Raw genomic sequence first — 22942 nt, forward strand, 5'->3', positions numbered from 1 at the left:
GTCCTTGGACGAATCTGTCGCAGGCTAACATGCCCGTTTGCCGCTTGTACGCAATCAAGGATGTACAAAAGTTGTACGGATTGCCAATTCTGTGCCATATTGATCGTGAACGCATCCCATGCGCTTCATCCCTGCTAGGCAAGCACAACTTCGCCGCCCCCTCGGGCGGCGTTTTTTTTAGATTTTCAGCACCTTCAGCGTCTTTGATTTCCCGCCTTCCTAGGCTCGGCATTGTCTGTGCCTTGTCGCTTTACGGGCCATCTGCGATCAGCCCGTTTCGCCACGCCGAGGGCGAGGTCCAGCGGTATTGCCACCGGTCACGACATCGCCCAGGTATTTGCATACCATGGCGGTTTTGGCCGAGGCGATTGGTGATGGAGTGGTGGACGCTGGCAGCGGTAGCGCTGGGGGGCGCCGCAGGAGGCATGGGGCGACTGTTCGTCAGTCGTCGGGCAGCGGCCGCCTGGGGAGTGCGCTTCCCCTGGGGGACCCTGATCGTCAATCTGCTGGGAGCCTTTGTTATCGGCCTGCTGGCCAGTCGCCTGGTGGCAGGCTCGACCGCGGCACTCATGCTGCTGAGCGGGGTGATGGGCGGCTTCACCACGGTGTCCTCCTTCAGTCTGCAGACCCTGGACCTGATGCGCGAAGGTCGTTATGCAGCGGCGGCGCTCAACGTCTCGTTGACCCTGCTGGCCGGCCTGGCCGCCGTGGTGGCGGGACTTGCCCTCGGGGGTGGCCTGTGAGGTGTCGGCAGAGGGGAGAAGCATGAGTCAGGCAACAAGCGTCTGGCGGCTCTATCTGGCGGTGGGCCTTGGCAGCGCCCTGGGATCGGTGTGTCGCCTCTTGACCGGCGTCGCGGTCTCGGGCCTGGTGGCGTCGTCCTTTCCCTGGGCGACCCTGCTGGTCAACGTGCTGGGATCCTGGTTGATTGCCCGCTTTGCTACCCATGCGGCCCTGAGCGACAGCCCTCGGCTGGCGAGGCTTCATCCGCTTGTCGTCGCGGGCTTCTGTGGAGGTTTCACCACCTTTTCGCTGTTCAGCCTCGAAGCGGCCCGCCTGGCCACCGGCGGCAGCCCCTGGCTGGCGCTGGCCTATGTGGTGCTGAGCGTGCCGCTATGGCTGGCGGCGGCCTGGGCCGGTGACGTCAGCGCACGGCGGGCCCTGGTCAGAGGCTCGTCCGAGTAGCCCAGACGCTCGTCAGAGTAGCCCCGGCGGTCGTTCAAGTAGCCCAGGAGTTCGTCTCGGCAAGCCAGGCGCTCGTGCCAGGCGCTCACGCCAGGCGCAATCCCGCTATTCCGGCCCCCGCGAGCCAGCGGAAAGCAGGCCAGACCAGCGCGAGCCAGAACAGTGCGAGCCAGAACAGTGCGAGCCAGACCAAGGCGGGCCACCCTGGAGCGCAGACTCCGGGGTGGCCCGTTGGCGTTTCTTGAACTTTTCTTGTCCGTCGCTGGGTGCCCGCCATGGCGGGCCCGTGCCGAGCACTCGGTGCTCGGCACCTTCCGCCTCCGCCCCGCTTACTTGGCCTTGGCGTCCTTGCCGGCGGGCTTGGCGGTCTTCTTCGCTGCCTTTTCGGCGGCCTTTTCCACGCTCTTGCCGGGCGCCTGGAAGTGCTCCCGCACCAGGCCCAGCAGTCCCTGGGTCGAGGCGTCGAAGTCCTGGCTGCGCTCGTCGATCTTCTCGCTGATCTCGCCGGCGATGCGCTTGCCCAGCTGGACACCCCACTGATCGAAGGAGTTGATGTTCCAGATCACCCCCTGGACGAACACCTTGTGCTCGTAGAGCGCGATCAGCGCGCCCAGGTTGCGCGGTGTCAGTTCGTCGAGCAGCAGCACGCTGGAGGGGCGGTTGCCGGGGCAGCTGTAGGGGTCCAGGTCGCCGCCCTTGCTGCTGCCTTCCATGAAGGCGTTGGCCTGGGCCAGCATGTTGGTGAGCAGGGCGAAGTGGTGGTCCTCGACGCCGGGCTCGGGCTTCAGCGAGGCGATGAAGTCGATGGGCACGTAGCGGGTGCCCTGGTGCAACAGCTGGAAGAAGGCGTGCTGGCCGTTGGAGCCGGTCTGCCCCCACACGATGGGGCCGGTCTTGTAGTCCACCGGGCGACCGAAGATATCGACCGACTTGCCATTGGACTCCATGTCGAGCTGCTGCAGGAAGGCCGGCAGCTGATGCAGGGCCTGGTCGTAGGGCACGATGGCCTGGGTCTCGGCACCGACGAAGTTGATGTACCAGATACCGATCAGCGCCATCAGCACCGGCATGTTCTCGCCGAGCGGGGCGTTCTGGAAGTGCTGGTCCATCTCGTAGGCGCCTTCGAGCATCTCGATGAAGCCTTCATAGCCAATCGCCAGGGCGATGGGCAGGCCGATCGAGGACCACATCGAATAGCGACCGCCGACCCAGGCCCAGAATTCGAACACGTTCTCCTCGCGGATGCCGAACTCCATGGCGGCCTTGCGGTTGGTCGAGGCGGCGATGAAGTGAGCGCCGATGTCGGCGTCATCGCCGGCGTTCTCGACGAACCAGCGCCGTGCGGTGCGGGCGTTGAGCAGCGTCTCCTGGGTGGAAAACGTCTTGGTCGAGACGATGAACAGGGTGGTGGCCGGGTCGAGGCGGCTCAGCACCTTCTGGATATGCGCGCCGTCCACGTTGGAGACGAAGTGGAAGTTCAGGTCCGCCTGGCGGTACTTGAGCAGGGCGCGGCTGGCCATGTTGGGGCCGAGGTCGGAGCCACCGATGCCGATGTTGACCACGTCGCGAATACGCTCGCCGCTGTAGCCCTTCCAGTTGCCACTGCGGACCTCTTCGGAGAAGCGCTTGATCTGCTCGCGGGTGGCGTGGATCTCCGGCATCACGTCCTTGCCATCGGCGATGACCGGGCTGTCCCCCAGATTGCGCAGCGCCGTGTGTAGTACCGGCCGGTCCTCGGTGACGTTGATGATGTCGCCGGAGAACATCTGGGCGCGACGCTGGACCAGCGCCGAGTGTTCGGCCAGCTCGACCAGCTTCTCCAGCACCGCGTCGGAGATCTGGTGTTTGGAGTAGTCCAGAAAAAGCCCGCCCACGCGCAGGCTCATCTTGTCGAACCGCTTCGGATCCTTGGCAAAGTAGTCGCGAATCCGGTCGTCGGCGGTCTCGTCGCGAAGCTTCAACAGCGACTGCCAGGTCACGCTTCGGGTCAGCTGGAACACGGGAGAATCCTCGATATTGGTCAGTTGTTATCGCTGCGAGAGGAAATCCAGGCGTTGGCATCCGGGATCTGCATCTCGTAGTCCTGGCCAAGCCAGGGCGAGCTCATCATGAAGTCGGCGCTGGAGGGGTTGCAGGCCACCGGCACATTCCACAGGGCGGCCAGGCGCAGCAGCGCCTTGACGTCCGGGTCGTGGGGCTGGGGGGCGAAGGGGTCCCAGAAGAAGATCAGCAGATCGAGTCGTTGCTCGGTGATGCGAGCACCGATCTGCTGGTCGCCTCCCAGCGGACCGCTCATCAGGCCTTCCACCTCCAGCCCCAGGGTGCGGCTGAGCCGCGCGGCGGTGGTGCCGGTGCCGAGCAGCTGGTGAGCGATCAGGGTGTCCTTCCAGCGGGAGGCCCACTCCATCAGTTCCTGCTTCTTGCCGTCGTGGGCGACCAGGGCGATGCGCTTGCGAGCCGGCAGAATGCGGCTGACTTCCTTGACGGGTTGGGGCATGGGGCCTCCGGGATAAAGGCGTGGTGAATGGTGTCACCGGGATGAGGGATACCTTAGAGCGTTGAAGGTAATATTACTACGGCTTGGCGATGCGACTAAGGTCTAGCGCGGGCCTTCATAGAGAAGGCGCGGGCAGTAAGTTGTCGAAATTTCGTGCTTATTAGAGTGTCCTTCATCAATGTTTTTGGAGAAATGTTGTAAGTTTAACAAAATAGTGCTTGAGTCCCGGCGCTGTCTGTACCACATTGGTGCCCACTGACGACGTCCTTGCGGGGGATTTGCATCTTTAGTGAATCCGCCTACCGTCGACTCACCAGCTTTCACGCAAGAACGCTTTCGCCGCTCAGGGGGATATTCGCTATGACGCTCAAGGTTGCCATCAACGGTTTCGGACGTATCGGTCGCAACGTGCTGCGCGCACTGTACGAAAACGGTTACCGGGACCGGATTGAGGTCGTTGCCATCAACGATCTCGGTGATCCTTCGCTCAACGCCCACCTGCTGCGCCATGACACCGCTCACGGTCACTTTCCCTTCAAGGTAGAACATGACGAGGAGAGTCTGAGCGTCGATGGCGACCGTATCGCTATTCTGTCCGAGCGTGACCCGGCCAGTCTGCCTTGGGCCAAGCTCGGCGTGGACATCGTGATGGAGTGCACGGGCCTGTTCACCACTCGCGCCGACGCCGGCAAGCACGTCGAGGCCGGTGCCGCCAAGGTGCTGGTCTCCGCGCCGAGCCCCGACGGCGACGCCACCATCGTGTTCGGCGTCAACGACGGCGTACTCAAGGCCAGCGATACCATCGTCTCCAACGGCTCCTGCACCACCAACTGCCTGGCGCCGGTGGCCAAGGCACTCAACGACGCCGTCGGTATCGAGAATGGCCTGATGACCACGGTCCATGCCTACACCAACGACCAGAACCTGTCCGACGTGTACCACAAGGACCCGTACCGCGCGCGTAGCGCCACCCACTCCATGATCCCGACCAAGACCGGCGCTGCCGCTGCCGTGGGCAAGGTGCTGCCGGAGCTCAACGGCAAGCTGGATGGCCTGGCCGTGCGTGTGCCGGTGATCAACGTCTCGCTGGTGGATCTGGTGTTCAACGCCTCGCGCGACACCTCCAAGGAAGAGATCAACGAGATCGTGGCCAAGGCGGCGGAGAATTCTCCGGTGCTCAACGTCAACGCCCAGCCGCTGGTGTCCATCGACTTCAACCACGATCCGGCCTCCTCGACCTTCGACGCCAACCACACCCGCGTCAACGGTCGCCTGGTCAAGGTCATGGCCTGGTACGACAACGAGTGGGGCTTTTCCAACCGTATGCTGGATACCGCCCTGGCCATGCAGGCCGCCAAGTAAGCCAATAGCCCCCGCCCGCTGCCATCGGCGGGCCTGGTGTGGCACTCTGATGGTCGGGGCGATTCGCCGCCCCCATCATTGGTACAGACGCCGAAGCAGTCACTGCTTCGGCGTCTTTGCGCGCAAGGAATGCCATGCTGCCCGAATACTCCTGGCTCGCCTGGGGCCTGATCATCCTCTCCACCTACCTGACCGGCATCTCCAAGGGCGGCTTCGCCGGGGGCTTCGGTACCCTGTCGGTGCCGCTGATGGCCCTGGCGATCGATCCCATCGCCGCCGCTGGCCTGTTATTACCCTTGCTGCTGGTGATGGATGTTCTGGCGGTCAAGGCCTGGTGGGGGCACCAGGATATGGCTGAGGTGAAGCGATTGATCCCCGGCATGGCGATCGGCGTGGTGGTGGCTACCCTGGTGGCGGGCAGCCTCGACGAGGACCACGTCAGGCTGCTGCTGGGGGTGATCTCGCTGTTGTTTGTCGCCTACATGATCGTGAAGCCGGCGGCCTCCAGGCCGATCGCCTCTTTCTGGGCCTGGCCCGCGGGTATCGCCACCGGTATCACCAGCTTTATCGCCCACGCCGGCGCCCCGCCGATGAACCTCTACCTGGTGCCCAGGCGCCTGCCCAAGACCACCTTCATCGCCACCACCACATTGGTGTTCGCCGCGGTCAATACCATGAAGCTGCCGCCTTACCTGTGGCTTGGCGAGATCAACCTGACCAGTATCTGGGCGTCGCTGGCGCTGGTGCCGGTGGCCTGGTTCGGCATCAGGTCCGGCCTGTGGCTGCAGCACCGGGTCAACGAGCGGTTGTTCTACCGGCTGGTGATTCTGGCCATGGCGGTGGTCGGGGTACAGTTGATCATCAAGGCGCTCGCCTAGGGCTCGCCTGAAAAGTGCCTGCGCTCGGTAATACGGCGTTAAAAATCGGCTGGTGCGCCAGCCCGGTCAAAAATGCTCATTTACACCCTGTAAACTGCGCTTTCTCACCGATTTTTGCCTTGTCTAACCTTCGCTCGTCGACTTTTCGGACAGAGCCGAGCGACCGGCTGTCGTTCGCCTACGCCGACATGAAGTCGTTCCAGCGCCGCACCAGGTAGTTGTGCTCGTCCATCACCGTGTTCCACACCGCGATGCGGCTCATGCGCGTCATGTAGTCGCCGCCGTCGCGTACCTCACCCTTGTGGATCATGCCGCAGGGGCCTGACGGTCCGGCGAGTTCCTCCGCGGCGGGCTTGCCGGCGTACCAGTAGTCCCATTCCGCCGCAGACAGGTGAGGGCGGGTCAATTCAGGGGTCGAGATGTAGTAGCCCTGTCTTGCCATGACGGCGCCGGGCCAGCCCGAGATCCACCAGTTGAGATACTCATAGGCGGCGTCCAGGCTGCGGCCTTCGATGCTGCGTGACAGCGACATGCCGCCGTACCAGGCGCGATAGCCTTCCCTCGGTGCCGCCATGCGCACCTTGAGCTGGCGCTGCTTGAGGTCGGTCATCGCCGGTGACCACAGGCTCTCGATGCCGACGCGACCGCGCAGCATGTCCGAAGAGGCCTGGTCCTGGTTGCTCCAGAAGGTGCGGAAGTGCTGAGCCCGCTTGAGCTCGATCAGGCAATCGATCAGACAGTCGATCTCAGCGACGCTCAGGTTGCCCAGGTCCTCGAACTGCACAAGGCCCGCGGCCTTGGCGGCAAGCGCTGCGTCGATGGCGCCGATGGCGCTGTCGTTCTGCAGGCTGACCATGCCGCGCCAGCGCGGGTCCAAAAGCCAGCCCCAGCTTTCCTGCTCGCTGTCGAGGCCGTGGGGCAGCATGTCCAGGCGGTAGCCGAAGCTGTCCACGTTGTGGCTGACCGGCAGCATGGTGATGCGCTCGCTGGGACGTGCGCCGCAGCTGCCGTCGGCCTGGATATAGAGCCGGTCGACCGGATTGCCACCGGCACCGAGCGGCGCGTGGGGCGTCAGTCGGCCGGTCTTCGGCAGGTCGTTGATCGCACCCCAGTGGTGGATGCGGGAAAGCTCGATGGGCTGGATGGCCCCGGCTGGCCACACGAAATCGACGTTGTGAAACCACTGGTCGTAGATGTCGAAGCTGTCCGGTGCCAGCACTCCCGCCCGTTGTGCCGCCACCCCGTCCATGACGGTGAATTCCAGGCGCAGGCCCAGGTCCTCGCGAGCGCGCTGGCGAATGCTCTCCAGCAGTGTCACCGAGGTGCCCAGTACCCGCAGGGTGACCGGACTGCGCTGGACAAAGGGGGCGCTGGGCTTGGCGGTGTCAGGCATGCAGGATCCTTGGGCTGGGATGGTCGCTGACCTTGTCCATGAAGGTCGCAAGCGATTGTGTCACGCGCTCGGCGTCGATGTCCCGAGTGATGAAGATCAGCTCCGAGCGGCGGTCGTCCGAAGGCCAGGCCTCCACGTGCTCCGGTGGGTGGATGGTGTGCTGGACGCCGTGGAGTACCACCGGTCGATCGTCGCCCTGGACGTGGAGCACGCCCTTGACCCTGAGGATATCGCTGCCATGGCGGTTGAGCAGCATCGACAGCCAGATGCCGAGGCAGGTCCAGTCGACCTCGCCCTCGAGGCCGAGGCGGAAGGAGCGAATGTCGCCGAGATGGTCCGGATCATGCTGAGGCGGCTTGCGCCAGGGGCCGAGCCAGGACTTCACCTGGCCGGGGGTGAAACGCTGCAGGTGCGGTCCGCTGGCGAACAGTTCATCACTGGGCTGGCGTAGCGCCTCGGCGCCCAGCCGCTGGGCCGCCGGGTTGATCGTATCCAGCATGGCCTCGAGCCCTGCCAGGGTGTCTTCCTCGACCAGGTCGGCCTTGCTGATCACCAGCTTGTCGGCCACCGCCACCTGGGCCTCCCAGACGGGGTGCTGGGCGCGACTGTCGACGGCGTTGAGTGCGTCGACCAGGGTCAGGTTGGTGCCGGGGCGCAGGTGGTGGCGCAGTACCGGGTCGGCGGTGATGGTCGAGGCAATCGGGCCTGGATCGGCGAGCCCGGTGGTTTCCAGCACGATCCGCTTGAACGCCGGGATCTCGCCGTCCTGGCGTCGGGACAGCAGGCGTCTGAGTGCCTCTGACAGTTCGCCGCGGATGGTGCAGCAGACGCAGCCGCTGGACAGCAGCACCGCATCCTCGGCGATCTCGCCGAGCAGGCGGTCGTCGAGACCGACATCGCCGAACTCGTTGATCAGTACCGCACTGTCGCCGAAGGCTTCGCTGGCCAGCACCGACTTGAGCAGGGTGGTCTTGCCGGCGCCCAGAAAGCCCGAGATCACGTGCACCGGCACCAGGGGTGTCGTCTCGTTCATGGTGGTGTCCTCGTCGTGGCGGTCTGGCGTCATTGCAGCGAGGCCAGGAAGGCGGGATCGAGCGGGTCGAGTTCATGACCGCCCATGCGTTCTGCCTGCAGCCATACGCCGCCCAGGTCCTGCACGATCTCGCGTTTGCCGGTGGCGGTGGCGAGCACGAAGCTCGCCGCCTGGAAGTCCTCGATGGTGATCCGGCGGGGGCTCAGCACGCGATTGATCAGGGTGACCCGGTAGGCGCGGGCGCGCCTGCGCGCGAAGTGGGCCTGCTCGGGGTCCTCGATGTTGGTGCTCCAGTGGCTTTCACCGCCGAGTGCGCCGCACAGTCCGCACATGCCAACCTCCGAAGGCGCCGTCGGCGCCGAATGAATGTGAGTTATGCCGTCAGCGCCGAGCTGGCGCCAAGGGCCACCCGCAGCAGCGCTTCGTCCTCGCCACAGGGGCCGCTCAGCTGCAGGCTGGTGTGCTGGCGGTCGTCGTCGCGCCCGCTGGGCAGGGCCACCGCCGGCGAGTCGAGCAGGCTCGCCACCATGCTCAGGCGCAGCGTCGCCAGATTGACCTCGGCGAAGTGCTCGGGATCGGCTTCCAGCGGCGCGAGCAAGGGCGCCACATGCGCCACCGTGGGCGTCAGCAGGGTCGCGCCAGCGAGCTCATCGCGCAGCCGCGTCTTGAGCGCCTGACGCAGGCGATACAGGCTGACCACGCTGTCCGGGGGCATCTGGCGGGCGGCCTCCAGGCGCTTGCGTACCCTGGGGTCCATGGCCTCGGCATCGGGGCCTTCCAGCAGGGCGCGGTACTCGGTGTAGGCCTCCGCCGCGCCCAGCCAGCCGTGGCGGGTGATGGCCTCCAGGGTGTCGGCGACGCTCGCCACACGGCGACGGACGATGTGGAAGCCGGCATCCTCGAGACGGCTGGCGCAGGCCTCCAGATTGTCGCCCACGGCACGGGATACCCTCGGGTCGTCAAGGCAGCCTGCATCGAGCACGATCACCGACTGTTCGGGCACGGCGGCGGCACGAACCAGCGGCGCGCTGCCGCGCATCGTGTCGTCGATGGCCAGGCAGTCCTCGAGGGTGCTGGCGATGACGCCGATGGTGTCCAGGCTGTCGGCCAGCGGTGTCACTCCCTGGCGCGAGTGGCGGGCCTGGGAGGGGCGATAGGACACCAGCCCATTGAAGGCCGCGGGGACGCGCAGCGAGCCGGCGGTGTCGGTGCCGATGGCGGCCGGCACGATGCCTTGGGCGACCGCCACCGCGGAGCCGGAGCTGGACCCGCCGGGGGCCCTGGGCTCGTTCTCGTTTCTGCTTTCGTGCTCGCTCGAGGTGGGGGGAGGGGTATGGTGCGGCGTACCGTAGTGGGGGTTGAGGCCAAGCCCCGAGTAGGCGATCTCGGTGAGGTTGGTCTTGCCGATGCAGACCATGCCCGCACCGGCGGCGTGGCGTACCGCCTCGGCGTCGCGCTCGGCCGGCGTCTTGCCCAGCACCTTGCCGCCGGCGGTGGTGGCGGTGCCGGCGATGTCGAACAGATCCTTCCAGGCCAGCGGCACGCCGTCCAGCGGCCCGCGCAGGGTGCCCGAGCGCTGACGCTGGGCACAGGCCTCGGCCTCTACCAGGGCGCGTTGTTCGGTCAGCGAGATAAAGACGCCGTCACTGTCGGCGGCCCGGGTCAGGCATTGGCGGGTCAACGCGACCGGATCGAGTTCGCCGCGTCGGATGGCCTCGCCGATGGCCAGGGCGGTGAAGGGTTGTGCAGGCATGCACGTCTCCTGTAGCGGGTGGTGGGCGCCGCCGCGGGCGGCGCCAGACGACGACTCAGCGATCCTCGCGCTTGAGCGCGGAGTCGGGGATGTCACCGGTTTCCAGGCGTTCGAAGCGTCCCTTTTCGGTGTAGACCCAGTTGCGGCCCACCGAGGTGGCGAGGAATCGGTCGTCGTAGCCGGAGGTGATCTCCTCCTGAGGATAGCGCCGCAGCACCCAGGCTTTCATCAGTACGATATAGACCACCAGGGCCGAGCCGAAGCCTACCGCGTAGGCGTACTCGAGGAAGATTAGCGCCAGGCCACCGCCGATGATCCAGGCGATGAGGCCGGCGGGGTTGAAGCCGCCGCTGAAGCGGAACTGGCCGTTGGGATCGTACAGCGCCGGAACGTTGAGGCGACGCCGACGCAGCAGGTAGTAGTCGGCCACCATGATGCCGCCCACCGCCGACAGCACGGCGCCGTAGTAGCTGAGGAAGGTGAACAGGTTGTTGAGGATCAGCCAGGGCATCGAGGCGGTGCCGATGATGCCGGCGATGACCAGGGCGACCGGGTAGCTGACCCTTGGCGCGCCGGCGTTGACGAAGGTCAGCGCCGCCGGGATCAGGTTGGCTGCGTTGTTGGTCGACCACTGGGCCAGGATCACCATCGCCAGCAGTGCGATCAGGGTGAGGCCGCCGCCCTGTCCCTGGATGACGGTGACCGGATTCCAGTCACCGGCGGCGATGAAGGACACGCCGCCGATCAGCGCGATCCAGGCCTGGGTGGCCGGCAGCGCCAGAAACTGGGCGACGAAGACGTTCTTGTTGCGCTGAAAGAAACTGCGCTCGCCACCCTTTGTCTTGAGGAAGCGGGTCAGGTTGGGGATATCCACCGCCAGCGCCGACCAGAACGCCATGTTGGCGAAGAACAGGCCGAGGGCGGCCACACTCTGGTCGCCGACGAAGGTCCAGATATTGATGCCCTGGGTCTCGGCAAGCACGTCGAGGGTGAAGTACATCCACACCGAGATGGCCACGATGCAGGGGGCGGCGATCGACGCCAGCAGCTCCACCGCGCGGATGCCCAGGGCGGTGTTGACTATCTGGACCACGGCAAACAGCACATACCACAGGATCCAGTTGTCCAGGCCCCACAGGTACTCGACGATGCCGTTCAGGGCCAGCGCCCCCAGGTAGGTCTGCACGCCGAACCAGATGGCGGCCACCACCCCGCGGGATACCGCCGGCAGGTGGGTGCCCTTGAGGCCGAAGGGCGCGCGCAGGTAGACCGCGAACGACAGTCCATGTTCGGTGCCGATGTCGGCGGTCAGGCTCATCACCACACCGAGTACCAGATTGGCCAGAAAGATGATGGCGACGACCTGAATCAGCGGAAGGCCCGCGACCCCGCCGGCACCCAGTTGGAAGGTGGCGATGATCACCGCCATGCCGATCCACAGCCAGATGAAACCGAAAAAGCCGATGGTGCGTTGATTCAGCCAGACCGGCAGGATCGCCGCTTCCAGCAGGTGGTCGCCGCTGTCGCGGGCTGCCGCCGAAGTGGCGGGGGTGGGGGCGTCTTGTGGTGTGGCCACGGGAGCGCTCCTTGAGTGTCGTTGGTTGTTGTTGGAGGCGATAGCGACGTCGGACGAAGAGATATCTCCGTTTCGCATAAATGCAGTATGGATACAAAAATCATTTTTTGGCAAGGGCCGTCCTGCGCCTTAAGCCGCATAGGGGCCGAGGACAATCTGTAATAGGCTGTTTTCCGGTAAAAAGGCCTTTTCCTGTTCGTGCAGACGGGCATGGATCTTGTGAAGTTGGCAACAAACGTCATTTCCGAGTGGCTCGAAAGGGTCCTGAAGAGGTGTCAAGATGGGCGCTTGTTGCCCGGCTGCCGGGCCTTGGATCGTGGCTGCCGGACATCGGTGGCGTGTAAGCGAGAGGTCAGGTGATTGGACGTCAGGGAGGAACGGGTGCTGAGTACGCCAGCTAGGTCGAGGCAGGAGGGCAGTCGCGCCCCCCGCTACGCGCTGATCCAGGATTCACTGCGAGAAGCCATCGAGTCGGGGCGGGTGCCGCCCAATCAGGTGTTGCTGGAAGGGCCTATCGCACGGCTGTTCGGCACCAGTCGTGGGCCGGTGCGCAAGGCGCTGGAGCTTTTGCACCAGCAGGGCCTGATCAGCCGCTTTGAAGGGCGCGGCTTTCTGGCGACACCCGATCCCGAGGCGGTAGAGCCGGCGCGGGAGGCGCTGACCCCTGAGCGTCTTGGTCTCGGCATCGATGAGTCACCGGTGGTGGATACCCGGCCGGCGGCCGAGCGCATCCACGCCGAGGTCGAGGAGGCGGTGGCCACCTGTCTGGCGTTTGGTCACTTCCGCATCGTCGAGACCAGCCTCAGCGATTACTACGGTGTCAGCCGCACCGTGGCGCGAGAGGTGCTGGGACGGCTGCGCAGCCAACGGCTGATCGAGAAGGATCGCCACTCCCATTGGCTGGCGGGGCCGCTGACCGCCCAGGCGGTGGCCGAGGACTACGAGATTCGAGTGCTGCTGGAGCCGGCGGCGCTCAAGGCCTCCGGCCCGCTGATCGAACGTGAGGAACTCGAGGTAATGCGCGACCGGGTGCAGCGACTGATCGACCACCCCGAGCAGCAGTCTGCCGCGACCATCGCTCGACTCGAACGTGACCTGCACCAGGGTTGCCTGCGCCACTACCGCAATCGCAAGGCCGGCGAGATGATTGCCCAGAGCCAGTTGCCGGTCATCGTCAATCGCATGTTCTTCCAGACGCTGGGGGTTCCTCGGGACGAGCCCCTGTTGATGGAGCACAAGCTGGTGATCGATCACCTGCTGTTTGGCGCCTTCGACGCCGCCGCCTCGAGTCTGCAGTCCCACCTCCAGGCGGCTGCCGAGCGCACCCGCCGTCGGCTCAAGGTGCTGTCGGTGTTCCCCGAACCCGACCTTCCCCCCTACCTTCAGCGTATCGTCTGACGCAAGCGCAGGGCGCAAGGCGAGCGTCAGCGCCGCCTTGCCCTCCGTCCTCGGTATGTTCCTTTGTTTCCGGCCTCTTGCCTTTTGCGTCCTTTCCTCAAGTCTAGCGGTCGGCCTGCCACAGGCCGGTGTGCTGTCCTGTCCCCCCCCCCTGGTCTAGAAGTAAAAAATGTCAGTTGGATACCGCGCCCATAAAAAATGACGTTTTATTCGATCGGCATTTTTAGGACTCGTCTGTTCTCACCCATTGGTCGAAGAAGGTTTGCACTTTTGGCTGTTGCTGAAAGCCTGAATGGTCGGCCTTGTATCGCCAGTTCTGCCTGTAACCGGGCTTTGGCCGCAGGTTTTGGTCATTGGTGAGCGTCGTGACGCGCTGCTCTACGCCTGAAATCTCCGTCTTGACAAAAATGACCTTTGTATCCAGTCTTCAATTGATGGCGGTCGACACAACCGCTGACGCCGCAGGACCGATGGCACGTCGGTAGTCCAGCAAGCGCACGACCGACACCAGGGCCAGTGGCGCCACCGCAAGCCCCAACAAGACCAAGCAACAAGACGAGGTGTTCAAGATGGCGAAGAAAGAGATTCTCTGTGCATTTGGTGTCGACGTGGACGCCGTGGCCGGCTGGCTCGGTTCCTACGGTGGCGAGGACTCCCCCGACGATATCTCCCGCGGCCTGTTCGCCGGCGAGGTCGGTGCACCGCGCCTGCTCAAGCTGTTCGAGCGCTACAACCTGAAGACCACCTGGTTCATTCCCGGGCACAGCATCGAGACCTTTCCCGAGCAGATGAAGGCGGTGGTCGACGCCGGTCACGAGGTCGGGGTCCACGGCTACAGCCACGAGAACCCCATCGCCATGACCCGCGAGCAGGAACGCGACGTGCTCGACTACAACATCGAGCTGGTGACCCAGCTGTCGGGCAAGCGGCCGACCGGCTATGTGGCGCCCTGGTGGGAATTCAGCCCGGTGACCAACGAGCTGCTGCTCGAGCGTGGCATCAAGTACGACCACAGCCTGATGCACAACGACTTCCACCCCTACTACGTGCGCGTCGGTGACTCCTGGACCAAGATCGACTACTCCAAGCCGGCCAAGGAGTGGATGAAGCCGCTGGTGCGTGGTGAAGAGACCGACCTGATCGAGATCCCGGCCAACTGGTACCTCGACGACCTGCCGCCGATGATGTTCATCAAGAAGTCCCCCAACAGTCATGGCTTCGTCAGCCCGCGCCAGCTGGGCGAGATGTGGCAGGACCAGTTCGACTGGGTCTACCGCGAGAACGACTACGCGGTGTTCACCATGACCATCCACCCCGACGTCTCCGGCCGTCCTCAGGTGCTGATGATGCTCGAGCGACTGATCGAGCATATGCAGAGCCACGAAGGCGTGCGTTTCTGCACCTTCGACGAGATCGCCGACGATTTCGCCAGCCGCCATCCACGCGGCTGAACGCGCCATCGCGCCTCCCCTGACAACCACACCACAACGATAACGAAAGAGGGTGACGTCAATGACCGAGCCAACCCAAACCGCGCCCTCCGGGGCCCGTCCCGACGCGGACGAGCCCTGGAACGCTGTCATCACCAAGAAACAGATCGGCTACGCCTCGCTGGTCTGCTTTATCGCCTGGGTGGCGTCGGTCTACGACTACACCCTGTTCGGCACCCTGTTGCCGGTCATCGCCGAAGACTTCGGCTGGACCACCGCCAAGGCCACCGCGGTCAACACCTGGGCCACCATCGGGGTGTTCCTGGTGTCGCTGGTGGTCGGCACCATGCTCGATCGCTTCGGCCGCAAGAAGACGCTGATCCTGCTGGTGATCGGCGGCGCCGTCAGTTCCGGCCTGTCCGGTATCGCCATCGGCGCCGCTTCCATGGTGATCATTCGCGCCTTCTCCGGCTTTGCGGTCTCCGAAGAGGTGGTCAACGCCGTCTATCTCAATGAGATCTACAAGAAGGCCAAGGGCCGCGGCTTCATGTACAGCCTGGTGCAGAGTGGCTGGCCGGTCGGTGCCCTGCTGGCCGCCGGCATGACCTCGCTGCTGCTGCCGATCGTCGGCTGGCGCGGCAGCTTCTTCGTCGCCGCCTGCGCCTCGATCATCGTTATCGTGATGGCGGTCCGGCTGCCCGAGTCGCCGGTCTTCGCCGCGATCAAGGAGGTCGAGCGGCGGCGCAAGGCGGGTGACGCCGAGGGCGCGGCCCAGCTTGCCGCCGAGCACGACGTCGAGGTCAACACCGGCAGCAACCTGGGCCTCAAGGGCGTGTTCACGCCGGAACTGCGTCGTCACACCATCTCGCTGTCGCTGGTCTGGCTGTTCAGCTGGATGGCGATCCAGGTGTTCGCGGTGCTGGGCACCACGGTGCTGGTGGAGGCCAAGGGCGTCAGCTTCGAAAGCTCGCTGTACGTGCTGATCCTGGCCAACGCGGTGGGCTTTGTCGGTTACCTCAGCCACGGCTGGCTGGGCGACCGCATCGGTCGGCGCAACACCGTGCTGATGGGCTTTCTGCTCGGTGGCGTCGCCAGCATCCTGATGCTGCTGGGGCCGGCCAGCGACGGTTTCGTCTACCTGATGTACGCCGTCACCCTGTTCTTCCTGCTCGGTCCGTTCGCCGCCATCCTGTTCTACATGGGTGAATCCTTCCCGCCCCATGTGCGCGGCACCGGGGCCAACGTGGCCCACGTCATGGCGCCGGTGGGGGCCATCGTCGGCTCCGGTCTGGTGTCGGTGCTGCTGACTGCGGGTGTCAGCATGACCTGGTCGGCGATCCTGGCGGGCTCGCTGCCGCTGGTGCTCAGTGGACTTTTGATGTTCGGCACCCGTCATGTGGACCATCGTGAACACGACACCCTCGAGGAGGCGGTGGCATGAGTGCTCTGACACGCGACGATGGTCTGGCCGGCAAGGTCGCCATCATCTCCGGTGCCGCCAGTGGCATCGGCCAGGCGCTGGCGGTCAGCTACGCCAGGGCAGGCGCCAAGGTGGTTGCCGGCTACTACCCCGGTGATCCCCATGACGTCGAGGCGACCGTCTCGGCGGTTGCCGATGCCGGCGGCGAGTGTGTGGCGGTGGCGCTGGACGTGCGCGATGGCGCCCAGTGCGACGCCCTGGCCCAGGCCGCCATCGAGCGCTTCGGCAGGCTCGATATCGCGGTGGCCGGCGCCGGCATCCTGCGTCAGGCAGCGCTCGAGGATCTGACCGACGACGCCTGGAACGACATGCTGTCGGTGGACCTGACCGGCGTGATGCGGATATTTCGCAGCGCGGCGCGGGTGATGACGGGGCCTGGCGCCATGGTCGCGGTGTCGTCCATCGCCGGCGGCGTCTATGGCTGGGACGAGCACGCCCACTACGCCACCGCCAAGAGCGGTCTGATGGGCCTGGTCAGGTCGCTGGCGGTGGAGCTTGCCCCTCGGGGCATCCGCGTCAACACCTTGATCCCCGGGCTGATCGAGACCCCGCAGTCACTGGACCCGGTCAACTCCCTGGGCCCGGATGGCCTTGCCGCCGCAGGCAAGGTGATCCCCGCCGGCCGGGTCGGCCACGCCGATGAGGTCGCTCGCACGATACGTTTTCTGACCAGTGACGACGCCTCCTACGTGACCGGCCAGCAACTGATCGTGGACGGCGGCTTGACCGTGCGCTGGCCGAGCTGAGGCCAGCCGTCAAGGCGCCGGCCAAGGCGCATCCAAGCCAGCGACGCGAGGCGAGGGCGGCGGCCCTCGCCTCGTGCCCCCAGCGAGTGGAGAGAATCCCATGTCACAGAAACTTCAGGGCAAGGTTGCCCTGGTGGTGGGCGGCGCCAGCGGTATCGGCCGTGCCATCGCCAACCTGTTCCACGCCGAAGGTGCCACCGTTGCGGTGGCCGACCTCAACGCCGATGCCTGTGATCAGGTGGCCCGCGCGCTGCGCGCCCGGGTCAGCACCCATCGGGTCGACGTTTCCGACGAGGCCTCGGTGAAGGCCATGGTCGACGAGGTGATCAGCACCCACCAGGCGATCGACGTGCTGGTCAACAGCGCCGGCATCCTCGACGAGACGCCGTTTCTCGAGATGACCAGCGAGACCTTCGACCGCATGATCGGCATCAACCTGCGCGGGGTCTTTCTGGTCAGCCGCGCGGTGGCCCCGCATATGGTCGAGCGCAAGGCCGGGCGGATCATCAATGTTGCCTCGCAGCTGGCGCTCAAGGGCGGCATGGGGCTGTCCCACTACTGCGCCGCCAAGGCCGGTGTACTGGGGCTGACCAAGTCCATGGCGCGGGAGCTGGCACCCTTCAACGTGCTGACCAATGCCATCGCGCCTGGCCCCATCCTGACCCCGATGCTCGAGGGACTGAGCCCGGAATGGATCGCCGACAAGGAGGCCGAATTGCCGCTCGGACGCTTCGGCAGGGCCGAGGAAGTGGCGCCTTCGGCGCTGATGCTGGCGGCGTCTCCGGATGGCGACCTGTACCTGGGCCAGACCCTTGGTCCCAATAGCGGCGACGTGATGTAGCGGCCAGACAGGAGTCCGTGAATGCTCACTCTTCTGCTGGTCAAGTGGCTGTCCACCGCCCTGGTGGTGATCGGCGTGTCGGTGGCGGTGGTGCGCCTGGGGCCACGCCTGGGCGGGGTGCTGGCCGGCACCCCGATCGTGCTGGGCCCCGGCTACTTCTTCATGCTGGGCGAGCAGCCCGGCGCCTTCGTTGCCGAGGCGGCGCTGGGCTCGCTGCACGCGATGTTCGCGACCCTGGCGTTCTGTCTGGCGTATGTGCTGCTGGCGGGGCGACAGGGCGCGCTGGCAGCTGTCGCCCTGGCCGCCGTGCTATGGCTGCCGGTGGCGGCGCTGGCTGCCGTCTTGCCAGGCGGCACGGTTCTCGCGCTGGTGCTGTTCATCGCTTGCCTGGCCCTGGCGATGCGGCTGATGCGCGCGCTGGGCTTGTCGCGAACGGCGGTGTCGGCGCCGCTTGTCTGGGCCGACCTGCTGATACGCGGCACCCTGGCCGGGGGCATCGTGTGTCTGGCGACCGTGGTGCTGGCGGATATCGCCCCGGCGCTGTCCGGCGTCGCCCTGAGCTTTCCCATCGGCATGCTGACCATCGCCCTGACCCTGCACCAGCGCTACGGCGCCGAGGTCGCCCGGGCCACCCTGGCCGACACCCAGCTTGGCATGCTCAGTCTGGTGGCCTTCAGCGCCGTCCTTGCGGCAACCGCCGCGCACCTTTCCCCCGTGCTGTCCTTTGGCCTCGCCCTGGCTGCCTCGCTGGGCACCAGTAGCGCCCTGTGGGCGTGGCAGAGGCGCCTGCACAGCCCGCGTCACGCGTGAGACCGGAAGGGGTGCGCGCGCGCGCCGCCCGGGCTCTTGTCGGGCCTTGCTCCAGGCAAGGTGCGATGAACGTAAAAAACCCCGCCGTAGCGGGGAAATGCCTCACGAATATCGCTACTGCGCTACTGCGCTACTGCGGCCCAGCCGCCGCTGTCGACCGAGGCGAAGATGGCGTCGATCACCCTGAGATTGGCGATGGAATCCTCCAGCCCATAGAGCCCGACCTCCTCACCGCGCAGGGCGCGGCAGAAACGACTGACCTCCTGTTCGTACTGGTCCATGGGCGGGAAGGTTTCCGTCTTGGGGTCGCTCTGATAGAGGTCGAAGACGTTGTCGTGAACCACCCGGGTCGGGCGCTCGACCGGAGCGATAAAGGGCTCTGGCAGATCGATGGCACCTTGGCTGCCGACGATGTGCAGGTGCTGGGCGGCACTGGTGGCGGTGGAGACCATCAGGCTGGCGTGGCGCCCCTCGCCGTAGTCGAGCAGCACGCTGGCGACGACGTCCACGCCATGTTCCGGGGCGCGGCTGGCGTGGGCCATCACCCGCCGGGGTTCGCAGCCAAAGGCGAAGCGAGTCGCCATGGCCGCGTAGCAGCCGACATCATAGAGCGCGCCACCGCCGAACTCCGGGCGCATGCGGTAGTTGCCGGGGTCGTCGAGACCGAAGGTGAGCATGGCCTGAACCATGCGGATGTCGCCATAGTCGCCGGCCTCGATGCGTTCCTTTACCGCCAGCCAGCGCGGTTGGTGGCGCACCATGAAGGCCTCGCAGAACAACAGTCCCGGCGGCACCCTGAGGCTCGCCGCCTGTGCGGCGGTAAGCGCCAGGGGCTTTTCGCACAGCACGTGCTTGCCCTTGTCCAGCGCCTTCTGGGCCAGCTCGATATGCAGATGGTTGGGCAGCGGGATGTAGACCGCCTCCACCTCCGGGTCGTCGAGCACCGCTTCGTAGCTTGCGTAGGCGCGCGGAATATCCATCTCGTCGGCAAACGCCTGGGCCGATTCCTGGTTGCGTGACCCCACCGCCAGAACCTCGGCGTGGGCGCTCGCCCGCATCGCCGGTATCAGCTTGATGCGCGCAATATTGGCGGTGGAGAGGATGCCCCAGCGTACCGGTGCGTCGATCATGGTCGGGTTCCTTGCGGTCAGGGTGTGAGCTGTGCGGATGAGCGCTGCTGGGGGTCGGGCACCGATACCCAGCGACGCTCCTGGCAGGAGACGTCGATGGCGGTGAGGATATTCTGGTTGTGGCGGCCGAAGGCGAAGTCGGGGAAGCAGCCGGCAGATGAGGCGATGCCCTGGACCAGGTCGTGGACCTCGATCACCTTGACGTCGAAGTAGCCGATGCCGCCACCGCCGTAGTCGAACGGAAAGAAGGCGCGGAACTGCGGCACCTGGGAGCCCGCCAGCAGGGTCTTGAAGCCGCGATCCTCACGCCGGTCGGCGTAGCGGAAGAGCTTGAGCTCGTTGAAGCGCTCGCCGTCCATCACCAGGGTGCCCTCGCTGCCGCTGACCTCCCAGCCGATGCCGAAGACCTTGCCGGCGGCCACCCGAGAGCTTTCGATCACGCCGCCGGCACCATTGGCAAAACGCACCAGCGCCTGGGTCTGGTCGTCGTTCTCGACCTCGCGACGCTCGGCGCCTGCGGTCGCCTTGCTGGCGTAGCCGGCACCCTCGCAGGCTCCATCAAGCACGGGCCGAGTCGCAAACAGGATCTGGCTCTGGGCGCAGACCTCCTCGATATCGCCCATCAGGAACTGGGCGACGCTGATGGTGTGGGCGCCCAGGTCGCCCAGTGATCCGGTACCGGCCTGCTGGCGCGAACAGCGCCAGGACCAGGGCAGTTCGGGATCGTTGAAGAAGCCTTGATCGAAGGTGCCGCGAAAGCGCATCGGCGTGCCGATGGCACCCTCGTCGATCAGCCGCCTGGCGAGCAGAGCCGCCGGCGTCTTGATGTTGTTGAAGGCGACCATGGTCTTGACCCCGCGGGCGCGGGCCGCCTCGGCCATCTTCGCCGCCTGGTCATCGTTCATGGCCAGGGGCTTTTCGCAGTAGACGTGCTTGCCATGGTCGATGGCGGCCATTGCCATGTCGAAGTGCAGGGCGTTGGGCGAGGTGATGTCCACCACCTCCACCTCCGGGTCGGCGACCAGCTCTCGCCAGTCGCCGTAGGCGCGCTCCACGTCCAGCCGTTCGGCGGCGGCCCTGGCGGCCTGATCGCCCTGGTCGGCGATGGCGACCAGGCGAGGACGCAGCGGCAGATCATGGTAGAGCGTACGGGCACGGCGATAGGCATCGGCGTGGGCCTGACCCATGAAGCCGCTACCGATCAGGCCAATGTTGAGCGCCTTGGGCATTCGCTTGTCTCCGCTGGTGGGCCACGTCGGTCACGTCGCCCGGGGATGGTGAGGCTGGTCGAGCCGGGCGATCACCGGCGTGGCCTAGTTGGCGTTGGGCAGCTCGTAGTCGGGCTTTTCGCTGGGCATGCAGGCGCGCAGCAGTTCCACCGAGCGCACCACGCCCTCCCGGCGCGACAGGTTGATATCCTCGTGCTCGATGCTCAGCACGCCGTCCTGGTAGCCCCCGGCCTGCAGCCAGTAGCAGAAGTCCTTCCACCACTCGAGTTTCTGGCCGTACCCTAGGGTCACGTAGGACCAGCCGCGATCACGGAAATCGCCCATTGGCTGATTGTCCAGACGGGAGGTCAGGCCCACCGCCGCCGGGTTGAGCGCGGTGTCCTTGGCGTGAACATGGTAGATGTGGCGGGCGTAGCGCTGGACCACCTCGATGGGATCGGCGCCCATCCACAGAAGGTGGCTGGGATCGAAGTTGAGGCCGACGATGTCGCCGATCTCGCCATGCAGGCGCAGGAAGCCCGGCAGGTTGTAGACCAGCTGGTTGCCATGCATCTCCAGGCATAGTTCACGAATGCCTTCGCCGCGGGCGTGGTCGGCCAGCTTGCGCCAGTAGGGCAGCGCGACCTCGTTCCACTGGTAGTCGAGCATCTGGGCGGTTTCCGGTGGCCAGGCGGCGGTCACCCAGTTGGGGAAACGGTCATCCGGGCCACCGCCAGGCAGACCCGACATCAGATTGACCCGGGGCACCTCGAAGTGACGGGACAGCGCGATGGCCTGCTCGACCACCCTGTGCTGGCGCTCGCCATCGGTGGGGTGCAGCGAGTTGCCGTTGGCGTTGAAGGCGGAAATCGTGACGCCATGGTGGGCGAGCCTGGCCTTGAGGTCCTTGCGCGCGGCTTCGCTGTCGAGCAGTGCAGCGGCATCGAGGTGGGGCGAGTCCGACCAGTTGCCGATGGAAAATTCCACGCACTCGATGCCCTGTTCGGCGCAGAAGGCGAGCAGGTCGTCCAGTGACATATTGGCCAGGCTGTCGGTGACGAGGCCGATTTTCATGTGATGCTCCTGTCAAGCGAACCCGCCCATGAAGGGCGGGCGAGGTGTGGATGGTCAGTACCGACAAGGCCTGCTCGGTGAGTCGCCGGCCTTGCCATGGTGGCGGATGGCCATTGGATGAGGTGGCCGCTTAGCGATAGCCCTGCTGAGTCAGCTCGATGACCTGTTCGGCGTTTTCCTGGGTGATGAAGTTTGGCCCGGTCTGGATATTGTTGGTGGGCTTGAGGCCGTAGCGGTTGTACAGCGCCAGCGAGATGATCGGCAGGTAGCCCTGAAGGTACTGCTGCTGATCCATGGCGAACAGCATCTCGCCATCGCGAACCGCTTCCAGTGTCTCTGCGGACAGGTCGAAGGTGGCGAAGGCGATCTGGCCCATGGCGCCTTGGCTACGGAATTCGTTGATCAGCGGGTCGGTGGCCAGCGATCCCAGGCTCAGCACGCCGTCGGTGTCCGGGCTCGAGTTGAGGTGGGCGAGCACGGCATTGGTGATGGCGGTGGGATCCTGGGTGGTGGAGATCTGTTCGGCACTGCCGTCGAAGGCGTCGGTAAAGCCCTTGCAGCGGGCGTCAAGCTGCGACTGGCCGGGGGCGAAGTTGATACAGATGGGGCTCTCGACGCCGGCTTCCTTCATGCGCTCACCGGCCATCTTGCCCGCGCGGTACTCGCTCTGACCGACATAGTTGAGTGCGCCGATCTCACCGGCGATCTCTTCGCCGGTGTTGAGCACCACCACCGGGATACCGGCGGCGATGGCCTCGCGCACCGGCTCGGCGAAGGCGCTGGCATCGGGCATGGTCAGCGCCAGGCCATCGGGTTGGGTGGCAATCGCCTGCTCGATCATCCTCAGCATCTGGGAGGTGTCGTACTGGGCCGGAGAGTTGTAGAGAAGCTCCACTCCCATCTCCTCGGCGGCATCCTCGAAACCGCGCTTGAGGACGTTGCCGAAGGGGTCCGCCGCGACGATATGGGTGATCGCCACGAACTTCAGCGGGTCGGCGTCCTGGGCAACGGCCGCCTGGCTCGCCGACAGCGCCATGGCGCCAGCGACCAGGGCGCCGGTGATGGCCCTGGAGAACGGAATGGGGCGCTTGACCCCGGCGTGTGTTGCGCTGGTCTTGTCGGTGATCTTGCTCATGGCTGTACTCCGA

The 22942-nt window shown here is 65.6% G+C and carries 21 protein-coding genes; 10 read left to right on the forward strand and 11 right to left on the reverse strand.

Translation table 11 applies throughout. The features are described from left to right. Positions 1–374: 374 nt before the first annotated feature. Together crcB and C9F12_RS15770 are read left to right on the forward strand one after the other, a co-directional pair. Positions 375–743, forward strand: coding sequence for a fluoride efflux transporter CrcB (gene crcB / locus C9F12_RS15765; RefSeq protein ID WP_108449497.1), 369 nt, complete (start codon positions 375–377; stop codon positions 741–743). Positions 744–765: 22 nt separating this feature from the next. Further along, positions 766–1185, forward strand: coding sequence for a CrcB family protein (locus C9F12_RS15770; protein ID WP_108449498.1), 420 nt, complete (start codon positions 766–768; stop codon positions 1183–1185). Between the two features lie 329 nt (positions 1186–1514). Here the strand turns inward: C9F12_RS15770 and pgi are convergent, their stop codons facing one another. Both pgi and C9F12_RS15780 read right to left on the reverse strand, forming a co-directional pair. Next, positions 1515–3185: a glucose-6-phosphate isomerase gene (pgi, locus tag C9F12_RS15775; RefSeq protein WP_045993127.1), complete on the reverse strand. Its 1671-nt coding sequence runs from the start codon at positions 3183–3185 to the stop codon at positions 1515–1517. A gap of 20 nt (positions 3186–3205) precedes the next feature. Next, positions 3206–3682, reverse strand: a complete 477-nt coding sequence (locus tag C9F12_RS15780) for a methylglyoxal synthase (RefSeq protein WP_045993128.1) — start codon at positions 3680–3682, stop codon at positions 3206–3208. A 360-nt stretch (positions 3683–4042) separates the two neighbouring features. Here C9F12_RS15780 and gap point away from each other — a divergent pair, with 360 nt between their 5' ends. Both gap and C9F12_RS15790 read left to right on the forward strand, forming a co-directional pair. Continuing rightward, positions 4043–5044, forward strand: a complete 1002-nt coding sequence (gene gap, locus C9F12_RS15785; RefSeq protein ID WP_108449499.1) for a type I glyceraldehyde-3-phosphate dehydrogenase — start codon at positions 4043–4045, stop codon at positions 5042–5044. Between the two features lie 134 nt (positions 5045–5178). Next, positions 5179–5922, forward strand: coding sequence for a sulfite exporter TauE/SafE family protein (locus C9F12_RS15790; protein WP_045993130.1), 744 nt, complete (start codon positions 5179–5181; stop codon positions 5920–5922). Positions 5923–6100: 178 nt separating this feature from the next. On the opposite strand, the gene C9F12_RS15795 is transcribed toward C9F12_RS15790, so the two are convergent. The 5 genes from C9F12_RS15795 to C9F12_RS15815 are packed head-to-tail and all read right to left on the reverse strand — an operon-like array spanning position 6101 to position 11677. After that, positions 6101–7315 carry an extracellular solute-binding protein gene (locus C9F12_RS15795; protein ID WP_108131856.1) on the reverse strand — a complete coding sequence of 405 codons (1215 nt, stop codon included), beginning with the start codon at positions 7313–7315 and terminating at the stop codon, positions 6101–6103. Continuing rightward, positions 7308–8348, reverse strand: a complete 1041-nt coding sequence (locus tag C9F12_RS15800; RefSeq protein WP_108449500.1) for a GTP-binding protein — start codon at positions 8346–8348, stop codon at positions 7308–7310. The genes C9F12_RS15795 and C9F12_RS15800 overlap by 8 nt, the downstream gene beginning before the upstream one ends. 29 nt (positions 8349–8377) lie before the next feature. Further along, the gene (locus tag C9F12_RS15805; protein ID WP_045993133.1) at positions 8378–8680 is read right to left on the reverse strand and encodes a hypothetical protein; all 303 of its coding nucleotides are present in this window, start codon (positions 8678–8680) and stop codon (positions 8378–8380) included. A gap of 41 nt (positions 8681–8721) precedes the next feature. Beyond that, on the reverse strand, positions 8722–10101 hold the full coding sequence (locus C9F12_RS15810) for an amidase family protein (RefSeq protein WP_108449501.1): 1380 nt from the start codon (positions 10099–10101) through the stop codon (positions 8722–8724). Between the two features lie 55 nt (positions 10102–10156). Then, on the reverse strand, positions 10157–11677 hold the full coding sequence (locus C9F12_RS15815) for an NCS1 family transporter (protein WP_240184271.1): 1521 nt from the start codon (positions 11675–11677) through the stop codon (positions 10157–10159). 381 nt (positions 11678–12058) lie between these two features. Between C9F12_RS15815 and C9F12_RS15820 the strand changes: the two genes are divergently transcribed. From C9F12_RS15820 to C9F12_RS15845, 6 genes are all read left to right on the forward strand, one after another. Next, the gene (locus C9F12_RS15820; RefSeq protein WP_205254709.1) at positions 12059–13075 is read left to right on the forward strand and encodes a GntR family transcriptional regulator; all 1017 of its coding nucleotides are present in this window, start codon (positions 12059–12061) and stop codon (positions 13073–13075) included. Between the two features lie 569 nt (positions 13076–13644). After that, a complete protein-coding gene (locus C9F12_RS15825) occupies positions 13645–14526 on the forward strand; it encodes a polysaccharide deacetylase (RefSeq protein ID WP_045993136.1) in 882 nt (293 codons plus the stop codon). A 61-nt stretch (positions 14527–14587) separates the two neighbouring features. Then, a complete protein-coding gene (locus tag C9F12_RS15830) occupies positions 14588–15946 on the forward strand; it encodes an MFS transporter (protein ID WP_108449503.1) in 1359 nt (452 codons plus the stop codon). Further along, entirely contained in the window at positions 15943–16731 is a 789-nt protein-coding gene (locus C9F12_RS15835; RefSeq protein ID WP_108449504.1) for an SDR family oxidoreductase, read from the forward strand. Before C9F12_RS15830 ends, C9F12_RS15835 begins: the two co-directional genes overlap by 4 nt. 100 nt (positions 16732–16831) lie before the next feature. After that, a complete protein-coding gene (locus C9F12_RS15840; protein ID WP_108449505.1) occupies positions 16832–17572 on the forward strand; it encodes a 3-oxoacyl-ACP reductase family protein in 741 nt (246 codons plus the stop codon). A gap of 21 nt (positions 17573–17593) precedes the next feature. Beyond that, positions 17594–18382 carry a hypothetical protein gene (locus tag C9F12_RS15845; protein WP_108449506.1) on the forward strand — a complete coding sequence of 263 codons (789 nt, stop codon included), beginning with the start codon at positions 17594–17596 and terminating at the stop codon, positions 18380–18382. A gap of 122 nt (positions 18383–18504) precedes the next feature. On the opposite strand, the gene C9F12_RS15850 is transcribed toward C9F12_RS15845, so the two are convergent. From C9F12_RS15850 to C9F12_RS15865, 4 genes are all read right to left on the reverse strand, one after another. Further along, positions 18505–19512, reverse strand: coding sequence for a Gfo/Idh/MocA family oxidoreductase (locus C9F12_RS15850; protein ID WP_108449507.1), 1008 nt, complete (start codon positions 19510–19512; stop codon positions 18505–18507). Between the two features lie 17 nt (positions 19513–19529). Then, on the reverse strand, positions 19530–20741 hold the full coding sequence (locus C9F12_RS15855; RefSeq protein ID WP_108449508.1) for a Gfo/Idh/MocA family oxidoreductase: 1212 nt from the start codon (positions 20739–20741) through the stop codon (positions 19530–19532). Positions 20742–20825: 84 nt separating this feature from the next. Beyond that, entirely contained in the window at positions 20826–21794 is a 969-nt protein-coding gene (locus C9F12_RS15860; protein WP_108131849.1) for a sugar phosphate isomerase/epimerase, read from the reverse strand. Positions 21795–21924: 130 nt separating this feature from the next. Further along, the gene (locus C9F12_RS15865) at positions 21925–22929 is read right to left on the reverse strand and encodes a sugar ABC transporter substrate-binding protein (protein ID WP_108449509.1); all 1005 of its coding nucleotides are present in this window, start codon (positions 22927–22929) and stop codon (positions 21925–21927) included. Positions 22930–22942 lie beyond the last annotated feature (13 nt).

The organism is Halomonas sp. BN3-1 (genome assembly GCF_003056325.1).
Lineage (GTDB): Bacteria > Pseudomonadota > Gammaproteobacteria > Pseudomonadales > Halomonadaceae > Halomonas > Halomonas litopenaei.

Coding starts and splice junctions, on each gene's coding strand:
- C9F12_RS15800 (WP_108449500.1), bottom strand. CDS start 8,348: ATGAACGAGACGACACCCCTGGTGCCGGTGCACGTGATCTCGGGCTTT.
- C9F12_RS15810 (WP_108449501.1), bottom strand. CDS start 10,101: ATGCCTGCACAACCCTTCACCGCCCTGGCCATCGGCGAGGCCATCCGA.
- C9F12_RS15840 (WP_108449505.1), top strand. CDS start 16,832: ATGTCACAGAAACTTCAGGGCAAGGTTGCCCTGGTGGTGGGCGGCGCC.
- C9F12_RS15780 (WP_045993128.1), bottom strand. CDS start 3,682: ATGCCCCAACCCGTCAAGGAAGTCAGCCGCATTCTGCCGGCTCGCAAG.
- C9F12_RS15865 (WP_108449509.1), bottom strand. CDS start 22,929: ATGAGCAAGATCACCGACAAGACCAGCGCAACACACGCCGGGGTCAAG.
- C9F12_RS15850 (WP_108449507.1), bottom strand. CDS start 19,512: ATGATCGACGCACCGGTACGCTGGGGCATCCTCTCCACCGCCAATATT.
- C9F12_RS15805 (WP_045993133.1), bottom strand. CDS start 8,680: ATGTGCGGACTGTGCGGCGCACTCGGCGGTGAAAGCCACTGGAGCACC.
- gap (WP_108449499.1), top strand. CDS start 4,043: ATGACGCTCAAGGTTGCCATCAACGGTTTCGGACGTATCGGTCGCAAC.
- C9F12_RS15795 (WP_108131856.1), bottom strand. CDS start 7,315: ATGCCTGACACCGCCAAGCCCAGCGCCCCCTTTGTCCAGCGCAGTCCG.
- C9F12_RS15860 (WP_108131849.1), bottom strand. CDS start 21,794: ATGAAAATCGGCCTCGTCACCGACAGCCTGGCCAATATGTCACTGGAC.
- C9F12_RS15835 (WP_108449504.1), top strand. CDS start 15,943: ATGAGTGCTCTGACACGCGACGATGGTCTGGCCGGCAAGGTCGCCATC.
- C9F12_RS15825 (WP_045993136.1), top strand. CDS start 13,645: ATGGCGAAGAAAGAGATTCTCTGTGCATTTGGTGTCGACGTGGACGCC.
- C9F12_RS15770 (WP_108449498.1), top strand. CDS start 766: ATGAGTCAGGCAACAAGCGTCTGGCGGCTCTATCTGGCGGTGGGCCTT.
- C9F12_RS15790 (WP_045993130.1), top strand. CDS start 5,179: ATGCTGCCCGAATACTCCTGGCTCGCCTGGGGCCTGATCATCCTCTCC.
- C9F12_RS15845 (WP_108449506.1), top strand. CDS start 17,594: ATGCTCACTCTTCTGCTGGTCAAGTGGCTGTCCACCGCCCTGGTGGTG.
- C9F12_RS15855 (WP_108449508.1), bottom strand. CDS start 20,741: ATGCCCAAGGCGCTCAACATTGGCCTGATCGGTAGCGGCTTCATGGGT.
- C9F12_RS15830 (WP_108449503.1), top strand. CDS start 14,588: ATGACCGAGCCAACCCAAACCGCGCCCTCCGGGGCCCGTCCCGACGCG.
- crcB (WP_108449497.1), top strand. CDS start 375: ATGGAGTGGTGGACGCTGGCAGCGGTAGCGCTGGGGGGCGCCGCAGGA.